19 protein-coding genes are annotated in these 16,403 nt (G+C 61.1%); 5 read left to right on the top strand and 14 right to left on the bottom strand.

What is annotated here, in order from left to right; translation table 11 throughout:
• Positions 1-86 precede the first annotated feature (86 nt).
• The 4 genes from L2Y94_RS07810 to L2Y94_RS07795 form a co-directional block, all read right to left on the bottom strand.
• Positions 87-944, bottom strand: a complete 858-nt coding sequence (locus L2Y94_RS07810) for a replication initiator protein A (RefSeq protein WP_247374153.1) — start codon at positions 942-944, stop codon at positions 87-89.
• A 26-nt stretch (positions 945-970) separates the two neighbouring features.
• A complete protein-coding gene (locus L2Y94_RS07805) occupies positions 971-1,255 on the bottom strand; it encodes a helix-turn-helix transcriptional regulator (protein ID WP_247374152.1) in 285 nt (94 codons plus the stop codon).
• Positions 1,256-1,369: 114 nt separating this feature from the next.
• A complete protein-coding gene (locus L2Y94_RS07800; protein ID WP_247374151.1) occupies positions 1,370-2,146 on the bottom strand; it encodes a DUF2285 domain-containing protein in 777 nt (258 codons plus the stop codon).
• 329 nt (positions 2,147-2,475) lie between these two features.
• Positions 2,476-2,823, bottom strand: coding sequence for a DUF2958 domain-containing protein (locus tag L2Y94_RS07795; protein WP_247374150.1), 348 nt, complete (start codon positions 2,821-2,823; stop codon positions 2,476-2,478).
• A gap of 263 nt (positions 2,824-3,086) precedes the next feature.
• Here L2Y94_RS07795 and L2Y94_RS07790 point away from each other — a divergent pair, with 263 nt between their 5' ends.
• Positions 3,087-3,377, top strand: coding sequence for a helix-turn-helix domain-containing protein (locus tag L2Y94_RS07790; RefSeq protein WP_247374149.1), 291 nt, complete (start codon positions 3,087-3,089; stop codon positions 3,375-3,377).
• 47 nt (positions 3,378-3,424) lie between these two features.
• Here the strand turns inward: L2Y94_RS07790 and L2Y94_RS07785 are convergent, their stop codons facing one another.
• Complete coding sequence (locus L2Y94_RS07785; protein WP_247374148.1) at positions 3,425-3,745, bottom strand: DUF736 domain-containing protein; 321 nt, start codon at positions 3,743-3,745, stop codon at positions 3,425-3,427.
• Positions 3,746-4,715: 970 nt separating this feature from the next.
• Here L2Y94_RS07785 and L2Y94_RS07780 point away from each other — a divergent pair.
• Both L2Y94_RS07780 and L2Y94_RS07775 read left to right on the top strand, forming a co-directional pair.
• Positions 4,716-5,210, top strand: a complete 495-nt coding sequence (locus tag L2Y94_RS07780) for a hypothetical protein (protein ID WP_247374147.1) — start codon at positions 4,716-4,718, stop codon at positions 5,208-5,210.
• Positions 5,211-5,219: 9 nt separating this feature from the next.
• Positions 5,220-5,738, top strand: a complete 519-nt coding sequence (locus L2Y94_RS07775; RefSeq protein ID WP_247374146.1) for a hypothetical protein — start codon at positions 5,220-5,222, stop codon at positions 5,736-5,738.
• Between the two features lie 255 nt (positions 5,739-5,993).
• Here the strand turns inward: L2Y94_RS07775 and L2Y94_RS21400 are convergent, their stop codons facing one another.
• The 3 genes from L2Y94_RS21400 to L2Y94_RS07765 form a co-directional block, all read right to left on the bottom strand.
• A complete protein-coding gene (locus tag L2Y94_RS21400) occupies positions 5,994-7,025 on the bottom strand; it encodes a hypothetical protein (RefSeq protein ID WP_425602443.1) in 1,032 nt (343 codons plus the stop codon).
• Between the two features lie 45 nt (positions 7,026-7,070).
• The gene (locus tag L2Y94_RS21395; RefSeq protein WP_425602442.1) at positions 7,071-8,039 is read right to left on the bottom strand and encodes a ParB/RepB/Spo0J family partition protein; all 969 of its coding nucleotides are present in this window, start codon (positions 8,037-8,039) and stop codon (positions 7,071-7,073) included.
• Between the two features lie 80 nt (positions 8,040-8,119).
• Positions 8,120-8,950, bottom strand: coding sequence for a DUF932 domain-containing protein (locus L2Y94_RS07765; RefSeq protein ID WP_247374145.1), 831 nt, complete (start codon positions 8,948-8,950; stop codon positions 8,120-8,122).
• Between the two features lie 620 nt (positions 8,951-9,570).
• Here L2Y94_RS07765 and L2Y94_RS07760 point away from each other — a divergent pair.
• Positions 9,571-10,380, top strand: coding sequence for a hypothetical protein (locus L2Y94_RS07760; protein WP_247374144.1), 810 nt, complete (start codon positions 9,571-9,573; stop codon positions 10,378-10,380).
• A gap of 37 nt (positions 10,381-10,417) precedes the next feature.
• Here the strand turns inward: L2Y94_RS07760 and L2Y94_RS07755 are convergent, their stop codons facing one another.
• The 6 genes from L2Y94_RS07755 to L2Y94_RS07730 form a co-directional block, all read right to left on the bottom strand.
• Entirely contained in the window at positions 10,418-10,927 is a 510-nt protein-coding gene (locus tag L2Y94_RS07755; RefSeq protein ID WP_247374142.1) for a JAB domain-containing protein, read from the bottom strand.
• A gap of 333 nt (positions 10,928-11,260) precedes the next feature.
• A complete protein-coding gene (locus L2Y94_RS07750) occupies positions 11,261-11,728 on the bottom strand; it encodes a Mov34/MPN/PAD-1 family protein (protein ID WP_247374140.1) in 468 nt (155 codons plus the stop codon).
• Positions 11,725-13,356 (bottom strand): ThiF family adenylyltransferase, encoded by a 1,632-nt coding sequence (locus L2Y94_RS07745; protein WP_247374139.1) that lies wholly within the window; start codon positions 13,354-13,356, stop codon positions 11,725-11,727. Before L2Y94_RS07745 ends, L2Y94_RS07750 begins: the two co-directional genes overlap by 4 nt.
• Complete coding sequence (locus L2Y94_RS07740; protein WP_183149378.1) at positions 13,353-14,495, bottom strand: CBASS cGAMP synthase; 1,143 nt, start codon at positions 14,493-14,495, stop codon at positions 13,353-13,355. Before L2Y94_RS07740 ends, L2Y94_RS07745 begins: the two co-directional genes overlap by 4 nt.
• Complete coding sequence (locus L2Y94_RS07735) at positions 14,489-15,490, bottom strand: CBASS cGAMP-activated phospholipase (RefSeq protein ID WP_183149379.1); 1,002 nt, start codon at positions 15,488-15,490, stop codon at positions 14,489-14,491. Before L2Y94_RS07735 ends, L2Y94_RS07740 begins: the two co-directional genes overlap by 7 nt.
• 6 nt (positions 15,491-15,496) lie before the next feature.
• On the bottom strand, positions 15,497-15,721 hold the full coding sequence (locus L2Y94_RS07730) for a DUF2188 domain-containing protein (RefSeq protein WP_074046854.1): 225 nt from the start codon (positions 15,719-15,721) through the stop codon (positions 15,497-15,499).
• A 287-nt stretch (positions 15,722-16,008) separates the two neighbouring features.
• Between L2Y94_RS07730 and L2Y94_RS07725 the strand changes: the two genes are divergently transcribed.
• Positions 16,009-16,401, top strand: coding sequence for a helix-turn-helix domain-containing protein (locus L2Y94_RS07725; protein ID WP_007182527.1), 393 nt, complete (start codon positions 16,009-16,011; stop codon positions 16,399-16,401).
• Positions 16,402-16,403 lie beyond the last annotated feature (2 nt).

Raw genomic sequence — 16,403 nt, 5'->3', positions numbered from 1 at the left:
TGCCTGATAGCACGAGGATTTGTTGCCTGATAGCACGAGCCTCCTGTTGCCTGATAGCACGAGTGAATTAACAGGTTTTCCCAGACTTATCCCCGTGCCGTGGGCGGCACGGGCCGGAAGATCAGCAGTTCGGTTTTCTCGCCAGGCATCCGCTCGATGCCGAGGACGTAGCCGGGCAGCGACTGCCGCGCCACCAGGGCGCGCAGGTCGGCGGCGAAGTCGTAGAAGCGCGCCACGCTGCCCGACTTGCGGTACAGGTGCTGGAAGTCGAACTGCCAGCCGTGCTCCTGCCGGCCGGCGTGCTTGCGCACCAGGCGGTACAGCCACCGCTCGATGCCGCCAGTGAGCCGGAAGTACGTCGGGTCGATGGTCAGTACCAGGGCGGCGTCCACCACGCCCGCGTAGAACCAGTCCGGCAGGATCAGCTCGATGCCCAGCGGCGTGCCGCTGGCATCGGCCAGTTCCTTCCACTCGTTGATCCACGAGAAGCGATGCAATCGCCTTCCCGTGGTTTCGCGGATGGACGTGGCCACCGTGGTCGATTGCAGGCGATCCAGTGCCGCTTTGAGGCGTTGGTAGTCGCGCAGCGACTTGCCCCGCCCGATGAAGCGCAGGATCTCGTAGGGTGTCGCGCGCATCAGCCGCGACGTGGGTAAGCCCGCATCCTTTGCTTCGACGATCTGCGAGGCGGCCCAGATCAGGATGTCGGCATCCCAGATCGTGGCGATGCCGTGTTCCTGGGTGCCTTCCACGCGGATCGTCACGTTTCCCGCGCGGAAGTCGATGGGCTTGACCCGCTTGGACTTGCCCAGCGAGAAGAACGGATAGGCCATCAAGTCCTGGCTGTCGCGCGGCGCCATGTCGCCCGGCAGCGCACGGAACAGGCCGAGCTGTTCGCGCTGCTGCACTGGTCGCTGCCGCAGGGGCAGCGATGGGCTGGACATGGCGGTGGCCACCGTCGAGCCGTCGATCAGCGGCGATCACGGTAGTCACCCACATGGCGCTCGGCGTACTCCGGGTCGGACGTGGCATCGAAACTGCGCGCATCGGCCCAGGCATCGAGGTCGGATACTGCGTACATGACACGGCGGCCGAACTTACGGAACTTCGGGCCGCCGCCCATCACGCGCTGTTTCTCCAGCGTGCGCGGCGACAGGCGCAGGTAGTCGGCGGCTTCGTCGTTGGTGAGATAGCGTTGGGGCTGCGCGGGCGCAGCGACAGCAGCGGCGGCAGGCCGCAAGGGAGCAGGACGCATGGGAAGTACCTCCATCAAGCCCGGCCACACCACGCGGCCGGATAGAGGCACTTTCAAGAAATTCAGGCTTCTTGCTAAGGGACGAATTGCAGGGTGCGCAAAACGTCCCCCTTACTACGATGCAACTGGCGGAAGCTGTGCCAGGCTGCGATAGCCGCCGAGCATCAGCGCCTCGCCACGCCGTATCAACCGCCGCACGCGGGCACGCAAGGCGCTGTCCTTGTGCCAGTCAGCCACGATGGCATCCACACCGAACAGCCCTTCGGCCACTTCGCGCAAGGATGCACCCGCCATGGTCGCGTCGAGCGCCTGCAAGGTGTGCAACTCCAGCACCGCGGCGGATGTGGGCCGGGAACGGGCCGTCGCCGCAGGCACGCCAACCGTGGCGGCGGCCAGGGCGTCCAGCTCGGCCGCCAGCGTGCGATAGCGCGCGCAGGGCGTGGCGCAGGCGCGGGTGGCGTAGAGGTAGGCCATGCCGTCCTCTAGGCCCGGCCCGAGCGCGAAGCGCAGGCAGCACCCCGGCCATCGCGCCATCAGCACCAGACGCTTGCCATCGTGGATCAGATGTTTGGTGCCTGGAATTCGCCAGAACTCGAACACCATCGCATCGGGCGGCGGGTCGGCGTCTGGGTAGAGCTGCACCACGGCGTCGTGATCGGGAAACCAGGTCGGGTGCGCGTCCCGCGCATCCAGCGCCGGGTCTTCCAGCAGGCGTAGCCCCCAGCGCTCGGCAGCATCTGGCCTGCGGCGACGGCGCAGCCAGTCGAGCCGGTAATCAGGATTGCGGCGCAGGTACTCCCAGGCCAGGGCTGGGCCATTGAGATGCAGCGTGTAAAGATACGCGGCGGTCGGATACCAATGCTCGTGGTGTTCGGCGCTCGGGTCTGCCATGACGCAACCTCCTGTCGGACAGCAGGAACGTCGCCACGGGCGTGAAGAAGGCAAACTACGGCGTCATCGGTAAACCGTCATGGATGGCGGGTAAACTGGCAGTGTCAAGACCGATTGGCTCCAAAGCGTTGCGTGGTTCGTCCGAATGCGACGACCCGCGCAACCCGAAAATGGTGCGCGGCATCGGATACCGTGCCGCAGCCCGCGCCAAAGATCATGACTGTTTGCAGCAGACTCGCACCGCTTCGGTGCAAGAGTGCCGATTCAGACCGTACAGGTCACAGACCAGACCAAAATAAACTGAATGTGCCCGGCTTCGCTGTGGCTATTCAGTCTGGAATAGAGCCGTTTTCCTCGGCCAGCCGCAGATATTCCGACAATCGCCGCATCGACTGGAAGTAGCGATCACGCATCACGGGCTGCTTGCGTGGGCCGACGATGGATGCCAAATCGGACAGCTTCACCGTGCCCAGGGCAGGCATGCCTAGCCCCAGGTAGATCAGGCCATGAGCGGTGTCACCGTCTGCGGGGTCAAGCGCGGCCAGCAGCCAGGTCAGGTGCGCATCTGGCGTGAACAAGCGAACAACCGGCAGTGGATCGGTTTCTTGCCCGTCAGCGCAGGCTTGGCCATTGGCCAGCAAGCGGATGCGGTCGTCGTCGGTGATGAGCATCGTCATGGCTGTGTTCTTACCAATACCCGAATCCGCATTGCCGCTTGCCTGCCTTCCCACGCAAGCGCAGATGCGCAAACCCACACTGCCACAGAAGCGCAAAGACACACAGGCGCATGTGCGGAAGTCAGGAAAGGCACGAATCAGGTTCTCCGCTTTTGAAGAAAGCCGCCGATGCGGATTTCAGTAAAGACACAAAACAGGTGAAACGAATGAATGAGTTAAATATAACGTGGTTTTAATTGTGCTGTAGATCGACGCTTCTGTCTATGCAGAAGCGTACCGTCCAGCGCGGCCGACCGGCCGGCACCACCACCTTTGACGCCGAACTGGCCCAGGCCTTCGGCGCGGCGGTGCGTGCGCTGCGCACGGAGCGCGGCATCGCGCAGGAAACGCTGGCCAATCTAGCAGGCGTCGAGCGTTCCCATATGGGCAAGGTCGAGCGTGGCGAGCACCAGCCCACGCTGTCGCTCATCTTCAAGATCGCAGGCGCACTCGAATGCAGCACGACAGTGCTGATGGCCGAGGCCGAAAGCCGTCTTCGGGCTATCGAAGCGTAGTCAGATGCAGGAAATGCCCCGCCGCGATGGGCGGGGCGCTGCGGCGGTTATGCCGCCTGCGGTTTGGTGCGCGACCAGATCAGATCGTGCGTGCCGCTCTCGCCTTCGATCAGGCGGGCATAGATCGGCGCCGGGAACGAAGGATCGTCGAGCGTCACGGACAGGTATTCGCGTCCGGCCTCGCTGGTCTTCTTCCACGCCGCGCCGATGTTGTGACTGGCGGCCTGCAGGCGGAAGTCAGGGGCATTCTCGCTGCTGCCTTTGTCGTTGGGAACCAGCTTGACCTTGACGTTGACGTTGAGCGTCAGGGTACGAAGCGTGCCGGTGTAGCCATCTTTGTCTGCGGTGAAGGTGCCGATGTTAGCCATGATGATTTCTCCTTTCGGGTTGAACAAGGTCGCGCCAGTGCGTCCTTGTTGTAATCCGTCCGGCGGGGGATGGGCTGGCCGCACCGCGCAGCGGTCGCAACACCGTGGAGAACCTGGAAGCGAAAAGAATTTGTCCCGCGAGGAATGCGCGCAGCGCAGGGGGAAATTGTTTTCGCTGCAAGGTTGCGGCCATGAAGCCCAAGGCGCAGCCGTGCCACCGCCAGGATTCACAACAACACAAGGACGTACTGGCCGCCCGCTCCCGAATGGAGACATGGCCGACTCGGCATCCCCGCGCGACGGCTTCACCGGCCTGCGCCCTGACACGAGCCAGGACAACACCCAGCGACAAGGTGAAAGCGCCCCTGACGTTGCAGGTGGCCTCTTGCATGAGGCGTGGCGTGGAAGCTCCATTGCAGGGCTGGGCGGCGTGTCGGTGAACCGTCCTTCGTGACGACCAGGCGACGAACCGCCAGCGTCGAGGACGGCATGCTTTCGTGCAACCTGCGGCAGCAAGCTAGGGCGTAGCCCCACAAGCCCCGCCCATTGCGGCGGGGCGCTGGCCGGGCCGATCCGGCACATGCCGGTTCGGCTGCATCGAGGGGCGCCAAGCATCGCGCGGCTGGGATAGCCCGCAGGGCTTTCCCCCGGAGGCAAGCGCAGCGCGCAGCGCCGTAGGCGCGAAGGCGTGAGGGATTAAAGCCGAATGGCCGTGACGGCGAAGTCAGCATGGGGGCGCAGTTCGCAAAGCCCGGCAGCGCTTCGCGCCGACGCGCTCAATGTACCTGAGTTAAGTTATACAAGGCACTGACAGAAAATAGACTCACGCGGGCCTATCCCGTTCTAACAGATGGTGGCTACATCAGTTTCTACGTCAAGAAGGACAACGTGATGTTCTCGGCATGGTTAGCATCGGTGCTGAGTGGACGGTCCAATCGTCATAACGAATGAGTAACTTACTGGGGGAAGTATGAGTTTGGTCGAACAAGCCCTTGAGGCAGCGCTACCGAAGCTGGCTATTGATTTCTTCATCGTTTTCTCAAGATTCGAGTGCGCGCTGAAGAGGTCTGGGCAGTATGCCATTGGCAACGATGACAGGGTCGATCCTGACTGGGATGGTTTTGCCCGAGACCTTGGCCCCGACTTCCTGAGTGATGTCATCGCCCAAGGAATTGCCCCCGTCTTAATTGGCAAGCCACCCAAAAAGCAAGTGAAGCTCGCCGATGGAACGCTTGGATGGAAGGACACGGGCGCCGTCAAGAACACGGCTGATCTCTTTCTTGCGATTCGCCGAGCGAGAAACAATCTTGCCCACGGCGCTAAATATCAAGACGGCGGCGCCGGTCATGCGGATTTTGTTGAAGGCTCTGAAAGAGACGATGTGCTTCTCGGCCAATCAATGGCTGTGCTGACTTTGGCTCTTGAGGTTCGTCCCGATATTCATAGCTTTTTTCGGCGCTACTGAGTGGCGGCCATGAACGATTTAACCCAGCCACTTTCAGAGACTCATCCGCATCTCAGCGGCTTCATGGACTTCCTTGCCGACTTCAACAAAGAGACAGAGCGCGGAACTGCATTGGCTGCGGCGGCAATGCTCGATGAGCAACTCGGTCGGATCATCGAGGCATTCCTCATTCCAAACAAAGGAAGCAAAGCTCTGCTCGATGGCTTCAACGCGCCGCTTGGCACGTTCTCCGCACGCATCGCCTCCTCGTTCGCCTTGGGCCTTTTGTCCGAAGTCGAGTACAAGGAGTGCGATCTGATTCGAAAGGTGCGCAACGAGTTTGCGCATCAGATCAAGGTGTCATTCACGAGTGAGAAGGTCGTGAGTCTCTGCGCGCAGCTTCAGCTTTCGGCGAAGAGCTACGGCGATGTACACGTTGACACCAGAGGCCAGTTCACCACAGCCGCAGTCGCACTGATCTTGAATTTGACGAATCGCCCACACTACGTTGGACAAAGACGGCTGCGGGCGGCGAACTGGAAGATCTAAATCTTGCTGCCCGCCGCATCGGGAACACGTCGGTTTTCAGCCCTGGTTCGACTTCCTTGGCACGTCGATCTACCACCACTGGAAGCTGTTTGAGTGGTGGTTATTCTTCAACGCCTACGCGCCGCGCGTGTTCGACACCGGCGGCGCAATCGCGGGCGCAGCGCTCTTGTCGCCGTGCTGGTGTTCGTGGGCATGGTCTGGTTCCTTGCAACGAAGCGCCCCGGCCCGAGCCGGGGCGCAGGTCTGCGGTGAGCGTCAGGCGGCCAATGCCTCGGCCGGTTCATCCACCAGGGCGGCGCTGGCTTCCGTGTCTTCTTTTGGCTCCACCTCCTGCGGGCCTTCGGCCTTGAACACGGCAGGCATCCAGCCGGTTCCATCCGCCAGCCGTTCGGCTTCGCTGGCAATGTCTCCTTTCTTCAACTTTGCCAGCCGGGTAACGTGCGCCGGGGCGTACTGCTCCACGGCTTCCAGAATCGCAGCTTTCGGCACATGCCGGAAATAGCCGTCAGCGGTGGGCTTCCACCATGCCGCCATGTCCAGCCCCACGGCCTGCGCCAGTTCCGCGCCGGGTTGGTGCGACGTGGCGCGGGGCGTCACCACGTCCACCGTAACGGCCACGCATACCGCCAGCAGCCGCACCAGTTCATCCTGCGACTTCGCCAGCAACACGGCGAACAGTTCTGCGCTGTCCTCCGGCAAGGCTTCGCCTGCTACCTGCTGCAATTCGCGCAGCGTCACGGCGGCGGACGAATCCGGCATGTCCGGGGCGATGCCTTCCAGCCGGTCTTGCGCTTTGAGGCTCACGCCCAGCGGCAACGCATCATGACGGGGGCCGTAGTGGCTTCCCTGCAAGACGGTCTGCACCATGCCATGCACCAGCGCGGCCAGCGCCACTTGTGGATGCCGGGCAACTTCGATTTGCAGCGCGGCGGTGCGGTGGGCGCTCAACCGCTGCGCCAGCTTGTCGGACATGGCGGTGGTCTTGGGCTGCCCGTCGCTGTCTCCGTCCTCGCCTTCGTCGTCGTTCTCGGCTTCGCTGCCGAAACCCTGCCGCAGCCGCTCCAGCGTGCGCAGCGCCTTGGCTTCGGCTTCGCGCAGCAGCCCGCGATGCACCACGGCATCGCCGCTGCGGTCGATAGTGACGATGGCACCGGCTGCGGCCTTCACGGTCGCGCCGTAGTCCTGCAAGCCATCTTCCAGCGCCTGCAACTGCTCGCCCACGGCTTCGCCTTCCTCCTGCAAGGCGTCGGCCTTTTCCTCGTCGTCAGTGTCCAGCGCTTCATCCACGGCTGCGGCCAGTTCGTGCAGCTTGGTTTGCAGCTTCTCGATACGCTACGCTTCGCGCTTGGTCGGTTCGCGGCGCTCCCTCGGCGCACGCTGGAAAGCGTGCAGGTCGGCATGGGTCACGGCGGGCGTGGCATCCACCCACGCCCAGCCTTCGGCCTTCACCTCGACGGCGATGCCTGCCAACTTGTCTTGCGCCAGCCGTTCCAGCAGCGCGGCATCCGTCAGATACACGCCTGCGTCGCCTTCCGCGAACAGATCGCGACGGATGCCGCCGCCTGCGCCTTCGTAAATGTCCAGCCCGACGAACCGCACCAGCGGATGCCGGTAGGCGTCAATCTCACGCTCGGTGAGGCGGTCACGCAATTGGGAAGGGTTGCGCTGCCATGTCGGTGCGTCATAGTAAGCGGCTTCCTGCGCGGCATGGTCATCGGTGATGGCAAGGGCCATCAACTGGTCAAGGCTCACGGCTTCGGCGCGGTAGTCTCCCAGCAGCCGGGGCGAGACGTTCGCCAGCTTCAAGCGGCGCTGCACCACCAGCGGGGACACGCTGAAATCGGCGGCTATGTCCTCGATGGGTCGGCCTTCGGCCACCAGCGCGGCGAAGGCTTCAAACTGGTCTGCCGGGTGCATGGCTTCACGCTGCACGTTCTCGGTGAGGCTGGCCGTGCGGGCGGTTCCATCGGCCACCAGCAGGCAAGGCACGTCCCATTCCTTGCTGATACGGCGCTTCTTCGCCAGCAGCTTCAACGCTGCAAGGCGACGGCCACCGGCCACCACTTCGTAATGCTCACCATCGGCGGCGGCAATGACGATCAGGTTTTGCAGCAGGCCCACGCGCTGGATGCTGGCGGCAAGTTCGGGAATGGACATGCGCGGGGTCTTGCGCACGTTGCGGCCAACAGGACGCGACACCAGCCGCGACAGCGGAACCAAAATCAGGTTCTTGGTCGGGTCGGCGGCTTCCAGTGCGGGGGATTGGATGGCGCGGGCTTCGGTAGTGGTAACAGCGTTCATGGTGATAACTCCTATCGGTTCAGGGATGCAGCAGCGAAGAAAGCGGCAAGGGCTGCTGCCTGCCCCTGCCGCGTGGGGAATCAGGCTTTCAACTGGCGCAGGCCATCGGCCAGCATCCAGAGGGCGCGATTGAGGCGCACATCGGAATCAATGCCCTGCACCGGGCGGGTTTGCTGGCGGCGTCCGTTGGCGCTGCGGCCATGCAATCCGCCTTTGGTCAGGTTTTCTTGCGTGCGGTTGAACACGCTCCACAAGTCCGGGCGGCGGTCGTCGAACCGGCGCGGCATCAGGATTTGCGATTCGGTGATGGGCGCGGGCCTGTTGTCGGTGGGGTCGTACTTCAAGGCCAGCGCGGAACGGGCGAACACTTCGGCTTCGCCTTCGCCCAGCGTGATGCCGCGCATGGCATCGCGGGATTCCTTCACGCGCTCGAAGCCCTGCAAAACTTCGTAAGCGCCTTCGATGACGTGCCCGGAAACGTCGCCTTTGTGGGGCACGCGCACATCGGCCACGGTGTCGCCGCACACAAGGCCATTGCTGCACACGAACCGGAACATGCCGGCCAGCATCTGATAGCTGCTCGTCCCGTCATGGGAGTTCAGCAACACGATTTCGTTAGCCTCCGCGCCGTTGATCTGGTTCGCGTGGCGCAGGCGCAGCATGTGTTTGGTGTGCTCGCGCTTGCCTTCATCGCGCACGCGGGTTTGCGTCACCATAAAGGGCTGGAAACCTTCTTTGCGAAGCTCGGCCAGCACGGCGGCGGTGGGGATATAGGCGTACCGCTGCGAACGGCTTTCATGCGGCGCGTCCGCGAAGATGGACGGCGCTACGCGGTGAATCTGGTCATCTGTCAGCGGGTAATCGCTGCGCAGCGAGGGTGAGCGGGAAGCGAATCGGGATGCGAGTTGCATTTCATTTCTCCTGACAAAAAGGGTTTGCTGTTCAAACCGCACACCGGATTCCTAGATTCGGAGCCCAGCCTTTCGGCTGTTCTGTGCGGTTGGCACGAGGAACCCGGTTGGCCCTGTTGCCACCGTCTTTCCTGAGTTCATCGCCCGCGGCCAAAGGAGCGCGCGGACGGGGGGCGTCAAGGAGACAAGCGCAGGGTTGGTGCGGCCCGCAGGCGCAGCCGAGGACTCGGCCCTGCGCGCCTTGACGGCACACGGGAGCGGGCTACGGTCGCGGAGAAGGTGATGAAGTCAGGGGAGACGGCTGGACATGGCAACGGCCGTCCCTGTGTGCCGAACCGCACGCAAGCGAAGCGCGCAGGCCCGGATTTAGGAAGCCGGGCCGTAGGCGTCAGCCGAGCGGAGCGAGGGAACGATGGAAGCCCGTCAGGGGCGAGACGCCGTAGGCGGCTCGATGCGCCACGCGCACGACAGCGCGACCGGCTATCTCCCAGGGGGTCGGGGACGCCCGGATTGCATTGGCGTGGGTACCTCAGAGCCGGTTCATCCACCGTCGCTCGGGTACCGACAAATCCGGCAGGGTTTAATACGCTGTGAAACGTCTAAAACATCAAGGACAGACCGTGAGTTCGTCTCAAACCGTGAATCCGCAGCAAGTCTGCGAAGACCTCCTCCTGGAGGGGAAGCAGTACAACATCGAGCACCACATCCTGCCCAGCGAGAACGCGGTCGCGAATCGACTGCTGGCGCGTGGCGTCGAATTGAAAGATGCCTACGATGAATTGCATGGAAAGCTCCACGCCCGCCCGCCGGCGCTCCAGGTCTTTCTCGGCCTCATTTTGAGCACTGCCGCTTTCTGGAATCCACAGAAGATGCTGAAGGCGCGCACCGCCCGCAACGACCTCACCAACGTCAATCAGCAAATCGCGAGGAAAGCGACTGAGTTGGCAGAACTTCTGGATCAACGCAGCGATCTGCACAACACCTCAGGTTTCAGCAGCGAAACCCACTATCACGTTGGAGACGTGATCGAGGCTGCATCCCAGAACAACCACCTGTTCCAGTCATACGTACAAGAGAAGCTTGATGCCCTCCGGGGCCAGTTCGATCTGAAGTATTGGCCCTCATTGGGCGACTTCATGCGCGAACTGGCATCGGATGCTGAGAAGGCGGAGATGGCGGCCACAGACCCACTGACGGCCGCCGCCACTGCGGCGACCCGTCCCTCCAAGGCCGATTTCTTCAAGGCACTGTTCGCTTCGATCGAGGAAAACAGCACGGAGAACTACGGCCAACTGCCAAGGGCGTTCAAGCTGACCGATCGGACATTGGCCTCATTGGCGAACTGCGCTCTGGATCTCGGCCCCGACGAACTGGTGGACGAAGCCTACGTGAAGCGCCTCCGTCAGCGTGAGCGCAACGGAGCCGAGTAGCACGGCGCAGCAAAAAGGGGGCCGAAGCCCCCTTGGATCAGATCAGGCCATGTTCGGCAAAGGACGTGGTGGTGGTGCCTGCGACAATGATGTGATCCAACACGCGCACGTCCACCAGCCCCAATGCCTCCTTCAGCCTCTGGGTCAATGTCCTGTCGGCAATGCTCGGCTCGGGATTACCGCTCGGGTGGTTGTGCGAAACGATGACCGCCGCCGCGTTGAGCCGCAGCGCCTCCTTGACCAGTTCGCGAGGATACACAGATGCACCGTCGATGGTGCCTCGGAACATTTCGGCGTATTCGATCAGCCGATGCTGCGTGTCCATGAACAGCACCGCGAACACCTCATGCTCGAAGCCAGCCAACTTGGCGCGCAGGTACTCCTTGACCACCGCCGGCGACGTGAACGACGTACCGCGCTGCATCTTGCGCTCGATGGCCTGGCGCGCGGCCTCAAGAATCTGCTCGGCAGTCGCCAGCAGGTAGCGGCCCTGTGCGTCACGCACCATCAGCGAGGAGTCGAACGAGGAAAAGGACAGTTGCGACATGATCGTGCTCCGGTTGCTCGGGCGGAATTGCCCGGAACCGTGGCGAGCACGGCGCAGCGCAAGCAGTCAGGGGTCGAGGACGGCCGACAGGCCGCAAGCGTGCAAGCACGCGCAGCCCTTGACGGCGAGAACGCCGTGATACGGTGAAGGGAACAGCAAGACCGCCTACACCCGCCCAATGCACACTCGCGTTTGTGCAAGCGGAGCGCGCAGGACCGTCAGGGCCGAAGGCGTCAGGGGTCAAAGCCGGATGGCCGCGATTCGGTACGAAGCGCGGGGCGCAGCCCGCGAATCCGACGGCGGCACGCCGGGACGCACTGGATTGATTGCGCGCTACTCCACGGGAGCGAGTACCAAACCTCGGCCTGATTTCGGCACCAACTCGGCGTATAGAGATTTTCGTCCGACGATGACAGCAATCATTGGCCGCTTGTCCCGACGCTTCGCTGATAAGCGGTTCCATTCCGATCTGTCCAGATCAGAAGGGTGAGGATGATCCTCTGGATGAGTGTGCCATTCGCCCAAGTAGCGGATGGTCCCGTTACTCGCCGTCCATCGCGCCAGGGCAATAGATTCGTGACCAAAGGGCATCCGCTCGAATAGACATCTGAATCTCTTGTCATATTCCGTAGGGGCCGTCGCTTCCTCGATAATCATGTGAGCCCCATGAACCGAACCAAGTAGAATTCCACCAGCTTCACAGGCGGTATCAATAACCTGAATATGCTGGAAAAAAGTCTCCAGTGTGGAATCCGTAAAATGCAGCAGCGTCCTCCTGTCGCCAGTGGCCCAGGAACTCATGAATTGCATACAGGACATTCCGGGTTCCGCAACGGATCACAGTCGGGCGTGGCAGATTGCTGGGTACGGTCGATGACCCTTGTTCGAAGTGCGGGGGAATGGACGCCGTTAACCCAATCAAGCGCCATCTCTGCGCCCAGGCTGGCGGCATGCACCGACACCGAGGCAGGAAACGGCACGTATAAGCCCTCACATCCATGCCCCGCTAAGATGGCAGGAAGAGGATCAACAGTGGAGCGGAGTTCACCTCTTCTATTGCTATGCCAAAGACATCGGTAGCAAGCACCAAATGCGTGCGTTCTCAATAGTGCGCGGACAGCCGTACCCGGCCCTTCTATCCAGACCGAAAGCATGGGCGTAGGCGGTAGATAGTGGCCGCACAGCCAGTGCCCAAGGGATTCTTCCCCGGTGGCATCTATGAGAAGGTCCAGTTCTCCCAGCTGGGCCTGCCTGACATCTACGGGAAGAGAACGAATCTCGGCCCCTGGCGCCAAGCGTTTAAGCTCCTTCGCCATGGCCTCGGCTTTGTTCGACAGCAGGTCCGGAAATCCCAAGCGATGACGCCCGATGTTTTGCGGGAGAAGGCAGTCGAAGTCCACTAACGTGAGTTTTCCACCGCACGTACCCGCCCCGGCCTTGACCAGCATGTCGGACAGATATCCACCGATCGTTCCGCATCCCACGACGACCAAGTTCTTGCCTGCAAGTGTCTTGGACGCAGGCATATTCCGCTGGGCAAGGTAGCGATCGTCGATTCTGACCACTGAGATGGGTATCACCTTCAATCCATAGCTGGAATCCCTGCGATCTGCAAGCTTGCTCTTTTGCACAGGACGTTGGCGGTCATAGAGAACCACGAAGCCATACGTCATCAACGGGGATTCAATGACGATCAGAACGCCGTTGGCCTTTTTCCTTTCTCCTTCCTTGATGCGTTCGTGAATCTTGCGCCGGCACCGAGGGTCAAGGGTGCTTTGCCACGCCAAGATATCCCTCACTGTTTCAGGAGGCCAATGGCTGGTCAGAGGACGGGGTTGAGCACCCGTCTTTACCCGGTAAGTCAGCACCGTTCTATCGGTGACTTGGTAGCCGAGCGATTTCAGTTTTTCTGTTGTTCGATCTTCGTTGTCGGTGATGAACCACAAGGGATTCCCATTGGCCTGCGCGACGATGCAGTTCTGCCGCCCCAAATCCTCGCCTTGCATGTCCACGAAGCAAAGCCCACCGTGCCAGTAGGCGAAGAACTCTTCCGCGAGATCTTCGATCATCTCTCCCTTCAGGATCTGCCCGAACAAGACGGCCGCGTGTTGCAGGCATGCCAGCGACTGTCCGACAGGATCGTAGATGTCCAGGACGACCGTGCCCTTGGCGAGATAGCAAAGAACGCCATCTGCGCCAAGATGAGGAACCGCAGCCGGCAGTTCGGAGGGGATTTCCAGCAGCCGGATGCGAGGCAAGTCAAAGAATGTGGGGTCGAGTTGGACTTCGCACGGACAACCCTTGCCCGCACCGGGTGGGTTCAAACACCCGTGCAGCTTGAACCAGCCGTCATCCGTCTTGCCAACAAACACGAAGCCTTGCTGCTCGAAGGCCTCGATCACGTCTGCGACCGCTGTGGCGCCGCTCATCCGGCCTTCGTTCGTCCGACGAGTTCGCTCGGACCAGCGGCGGCGGGAGCGGCGGCGATGGTGGCGACGATGGATACCACCTTGACCCGATCCGGCTCATTCGGAAAACGCGGGCCGAATTCGCCCTGCATCCAGATGCAAGCTTGTGAAGGGCTGCTGGCGTCGGTTGCGCCGCGAAGGACCTTCTCAAATTCTTCGAACGCCTTTGCGGCTTCTTCGACACCGGCTTTGCCCAGCCGTGCCGTAAGCGATTCGGATTCATCCACGGGGTTGTTCACCCCCGCACGCAACCGGGCCGGCAGTGCCACGACGACATCCAGCAACGCGAGGTCGTCGCGCCGATCACGCTTTTCAAATAGAGGGGCTGCGGCGGCCATCAGCAGGATCGAAGAGGGCCCGCCGCTGGACCACCTCCAATCGCGGAATGCCTTCAAGTAACGAACCACGCGGCGGAACTGCTCCCCCTTAGCTTCCACTTCGCCCAGGAACCACTCCTTTACAGGCCTAGGATCAGAGGGCATCCAATTGCATTCACGATGGGCAAGTAAAACCTTGTCGCGCGGTAATGCCGTCCACGCATCTCGCTCCGCTTTGATAATGGCATCCATCACCGAGTCGTAGCCATATCGCCTCATTGAGGCCTCTGCCAGATTCACGAACTCCTGATCGGGGATGGCATATAGTGGGATGTCAATGTGGGCATAGGCAGCAATGACAATGCGAATGCAAGTCGGCTTGTCAGTGACAAGCTTCCACCCCTTTTCTTCGACCAGCGGCCTTAACGCCTCTTCCGCAGCAGTAAAGAAAACTGTTGCCGCTGTGCTGGGGCGCTGCGTCTGCGAGACGAAACTCATTGGTAGATAGCAACCATCATCGACATCCGCCTGCTGCGGACGTTGTGCCGGCGAGTTCAGCGTCTTGTATGCCCACGACCCCTGCGTAAAGAAGCGCGGCTGCGGTACGTCTTCTGTGTATCCGCCAGCTCTCATCACACGAGGAATGCCCGTGCGTAGGCAGCTTCTGACATCCGTCCGTGCACTGGCGATCCTGGTACGCTGTTCAGGCGTCAAATCCAGCTCATCATGGATGCAGGATTCGTCGTCAACAGTGGTAAAGAAAAGCGGGCTCAGGTTCAGCATGCGGCCTCCGGTACATTCTTGTTGGGGCCGTGATAGAAAATGGGGGCGCCGGCCTGGTGCGCTCGAAACGGTTGAAAAAGAGGATCGCCAAGCGCGCGCTGGGCCGCGTGGCTACCGCGATCCTTGAGCGTATTCGTGGCGCCAATGGAAACCCGATCCAGCGCCTTCACGTCCTTGCTCTGATCCGGCGTTGCCTTGTCGTCGATCTGGAAGTAGTTGTTCCCCAACAGCTGTCTCAGCATGTAGTCCACGGACGATTCCTGGGCAGAGATCACTAGATCGAAGAGTCCTCCGCGCCACTTACCGAATCCTCGGTCAAGGCTGGCGCCGCCACGGACAGTCGCACCAATCGTCATCGTGCCGATGGAAAGAACCCGAATCCGCGCATCCTGTTTCGGTGCCAGGAACGTGTTGACTTCATGCAACCCGAACAGGCCGGGTGCATTACCTACCAGTCCGCCATCCGCGAAGACACCGCGGTCGTTACGCGCCAGCGGAAAGTAGACGGGCGCGGCGGCGGTCGCCAACGCAACATCGACGACCTTCATGCGGTGATCCAACTCAAAGGAAGGGTGGTGAGGCGTCTTGAAGAACTGTCCACGACCTGTCGAGTAGTTGACTGCTGGTACAAGAACACGATGCTTCAAGTCGCCTACGGTGGTTCCTTGGAAGCGTTCGGTCAGCACTTCTCGCAACCCTGCCGAATCATGCTTTGCAGTCAACCAGAATCCCAGAAGCCGTCTTGAAAGACTGCGGCAACCAAAGATGCGGCTGCCTTCGTCTTCGAACAGTGCTTTGAGTTCGCTGGCAGGGATTTCCGCTGCCAGTCCCAAAGCCAACATCCCTCCTGCCGATGTGCCACAAATCAGATCAAAGTGGGAAGCGATAGGCCGGCCCAGCACGGCTTCAAGCTCGGCAAGAACCGTGGCCGTATAAAGGCCGCGATAGCCTCCCCCTGACAGGGCGAGCACATGGTAGGTAGGGATGTCAGTCATGACGTCTCAACCTTTCGGGGGAAAGGAGTCGTTGCCGTGGCTATCCTTGTCACGTATACGGCCATCTGGACGATGGATGACGAGTTCGGACTTCTGGTTGCGTGCAATATCCCGCGCTGCATCTATTGCTTGCTGCTGCGTGTCATGCACAGAGGTCGCCCGCTCGTTGCCAGCGCCTTTAACGGCCCAACCGTCTTGATGAGGAACAACATGCTGATTTTTTCCGGCCATGATGGCACTCCTACAATGGAACTATGGAAGTCCCAGCCAGCCGGCTGGGTTGTCAATGGTCGCCCGCTGTAGCACAATACGTTGCTTATGCAGACAACAGGAAGACCAAGCCAATCCAACCCGTAGCAGGCGTAAAATCTGCCTCCGTTGTCTGGCTAGACAACAATGTATCAGAGCATGTGCGCTGGCGCAACACCTGCGCAACATGCGCCTTTAGACTCGACTGAATGTGGGGTTGATGCAACAGAGGGCTACGGCCTTCCCCCGCAACGCAAGGATCAGAACTCATGCCACAAACAGGCTTGGGCGTCGCTATCAAGACGCTACGCGAACGCAGAACCCTTTCCCTGCGTGAAATTGGGCAGCTATCGTCAGTGGACCATGCATACGTCTACCGCCTCGAAACTGGCGAAAAAACAAACCCCTCCCAAGACCTGATTGAAAAGCTATTGAAGGTTCTTAAGCCGACGGAGAGAGATGCTGCACTCGTAACTTGGCTGGTTGACCATGCGGACGCCGACCCGAACCTCGTCGAATTTGTGCTACAAGATTCGTCTATTGGTATCGACGTATTTACGATGGCGGCCGGCGTCAGGCATCGGGGTAACGCAAGGCCTGATCCCGCCACATTGATTACCCGGATCAAAAAGGCCCTTGAGGACGACGACGAGGACGATTGAAC

The sequence above is a fragment of the Luteibacter aegosomatis genome (genome assembly GCF_023078455.1).
Taxonomy (GTDB): domain Bacteria; phylum Pseudomonadota; class Gammaproteobacteria; order Xanthomonadales; family Rhodanobacteraceae; genus Luteibacter; species Luteibacter aegosomatis.
Note: the sequence above shows the minus strand (reverse complement) of the source record. Positions and strands in the feature narration are given on the sequence as shown.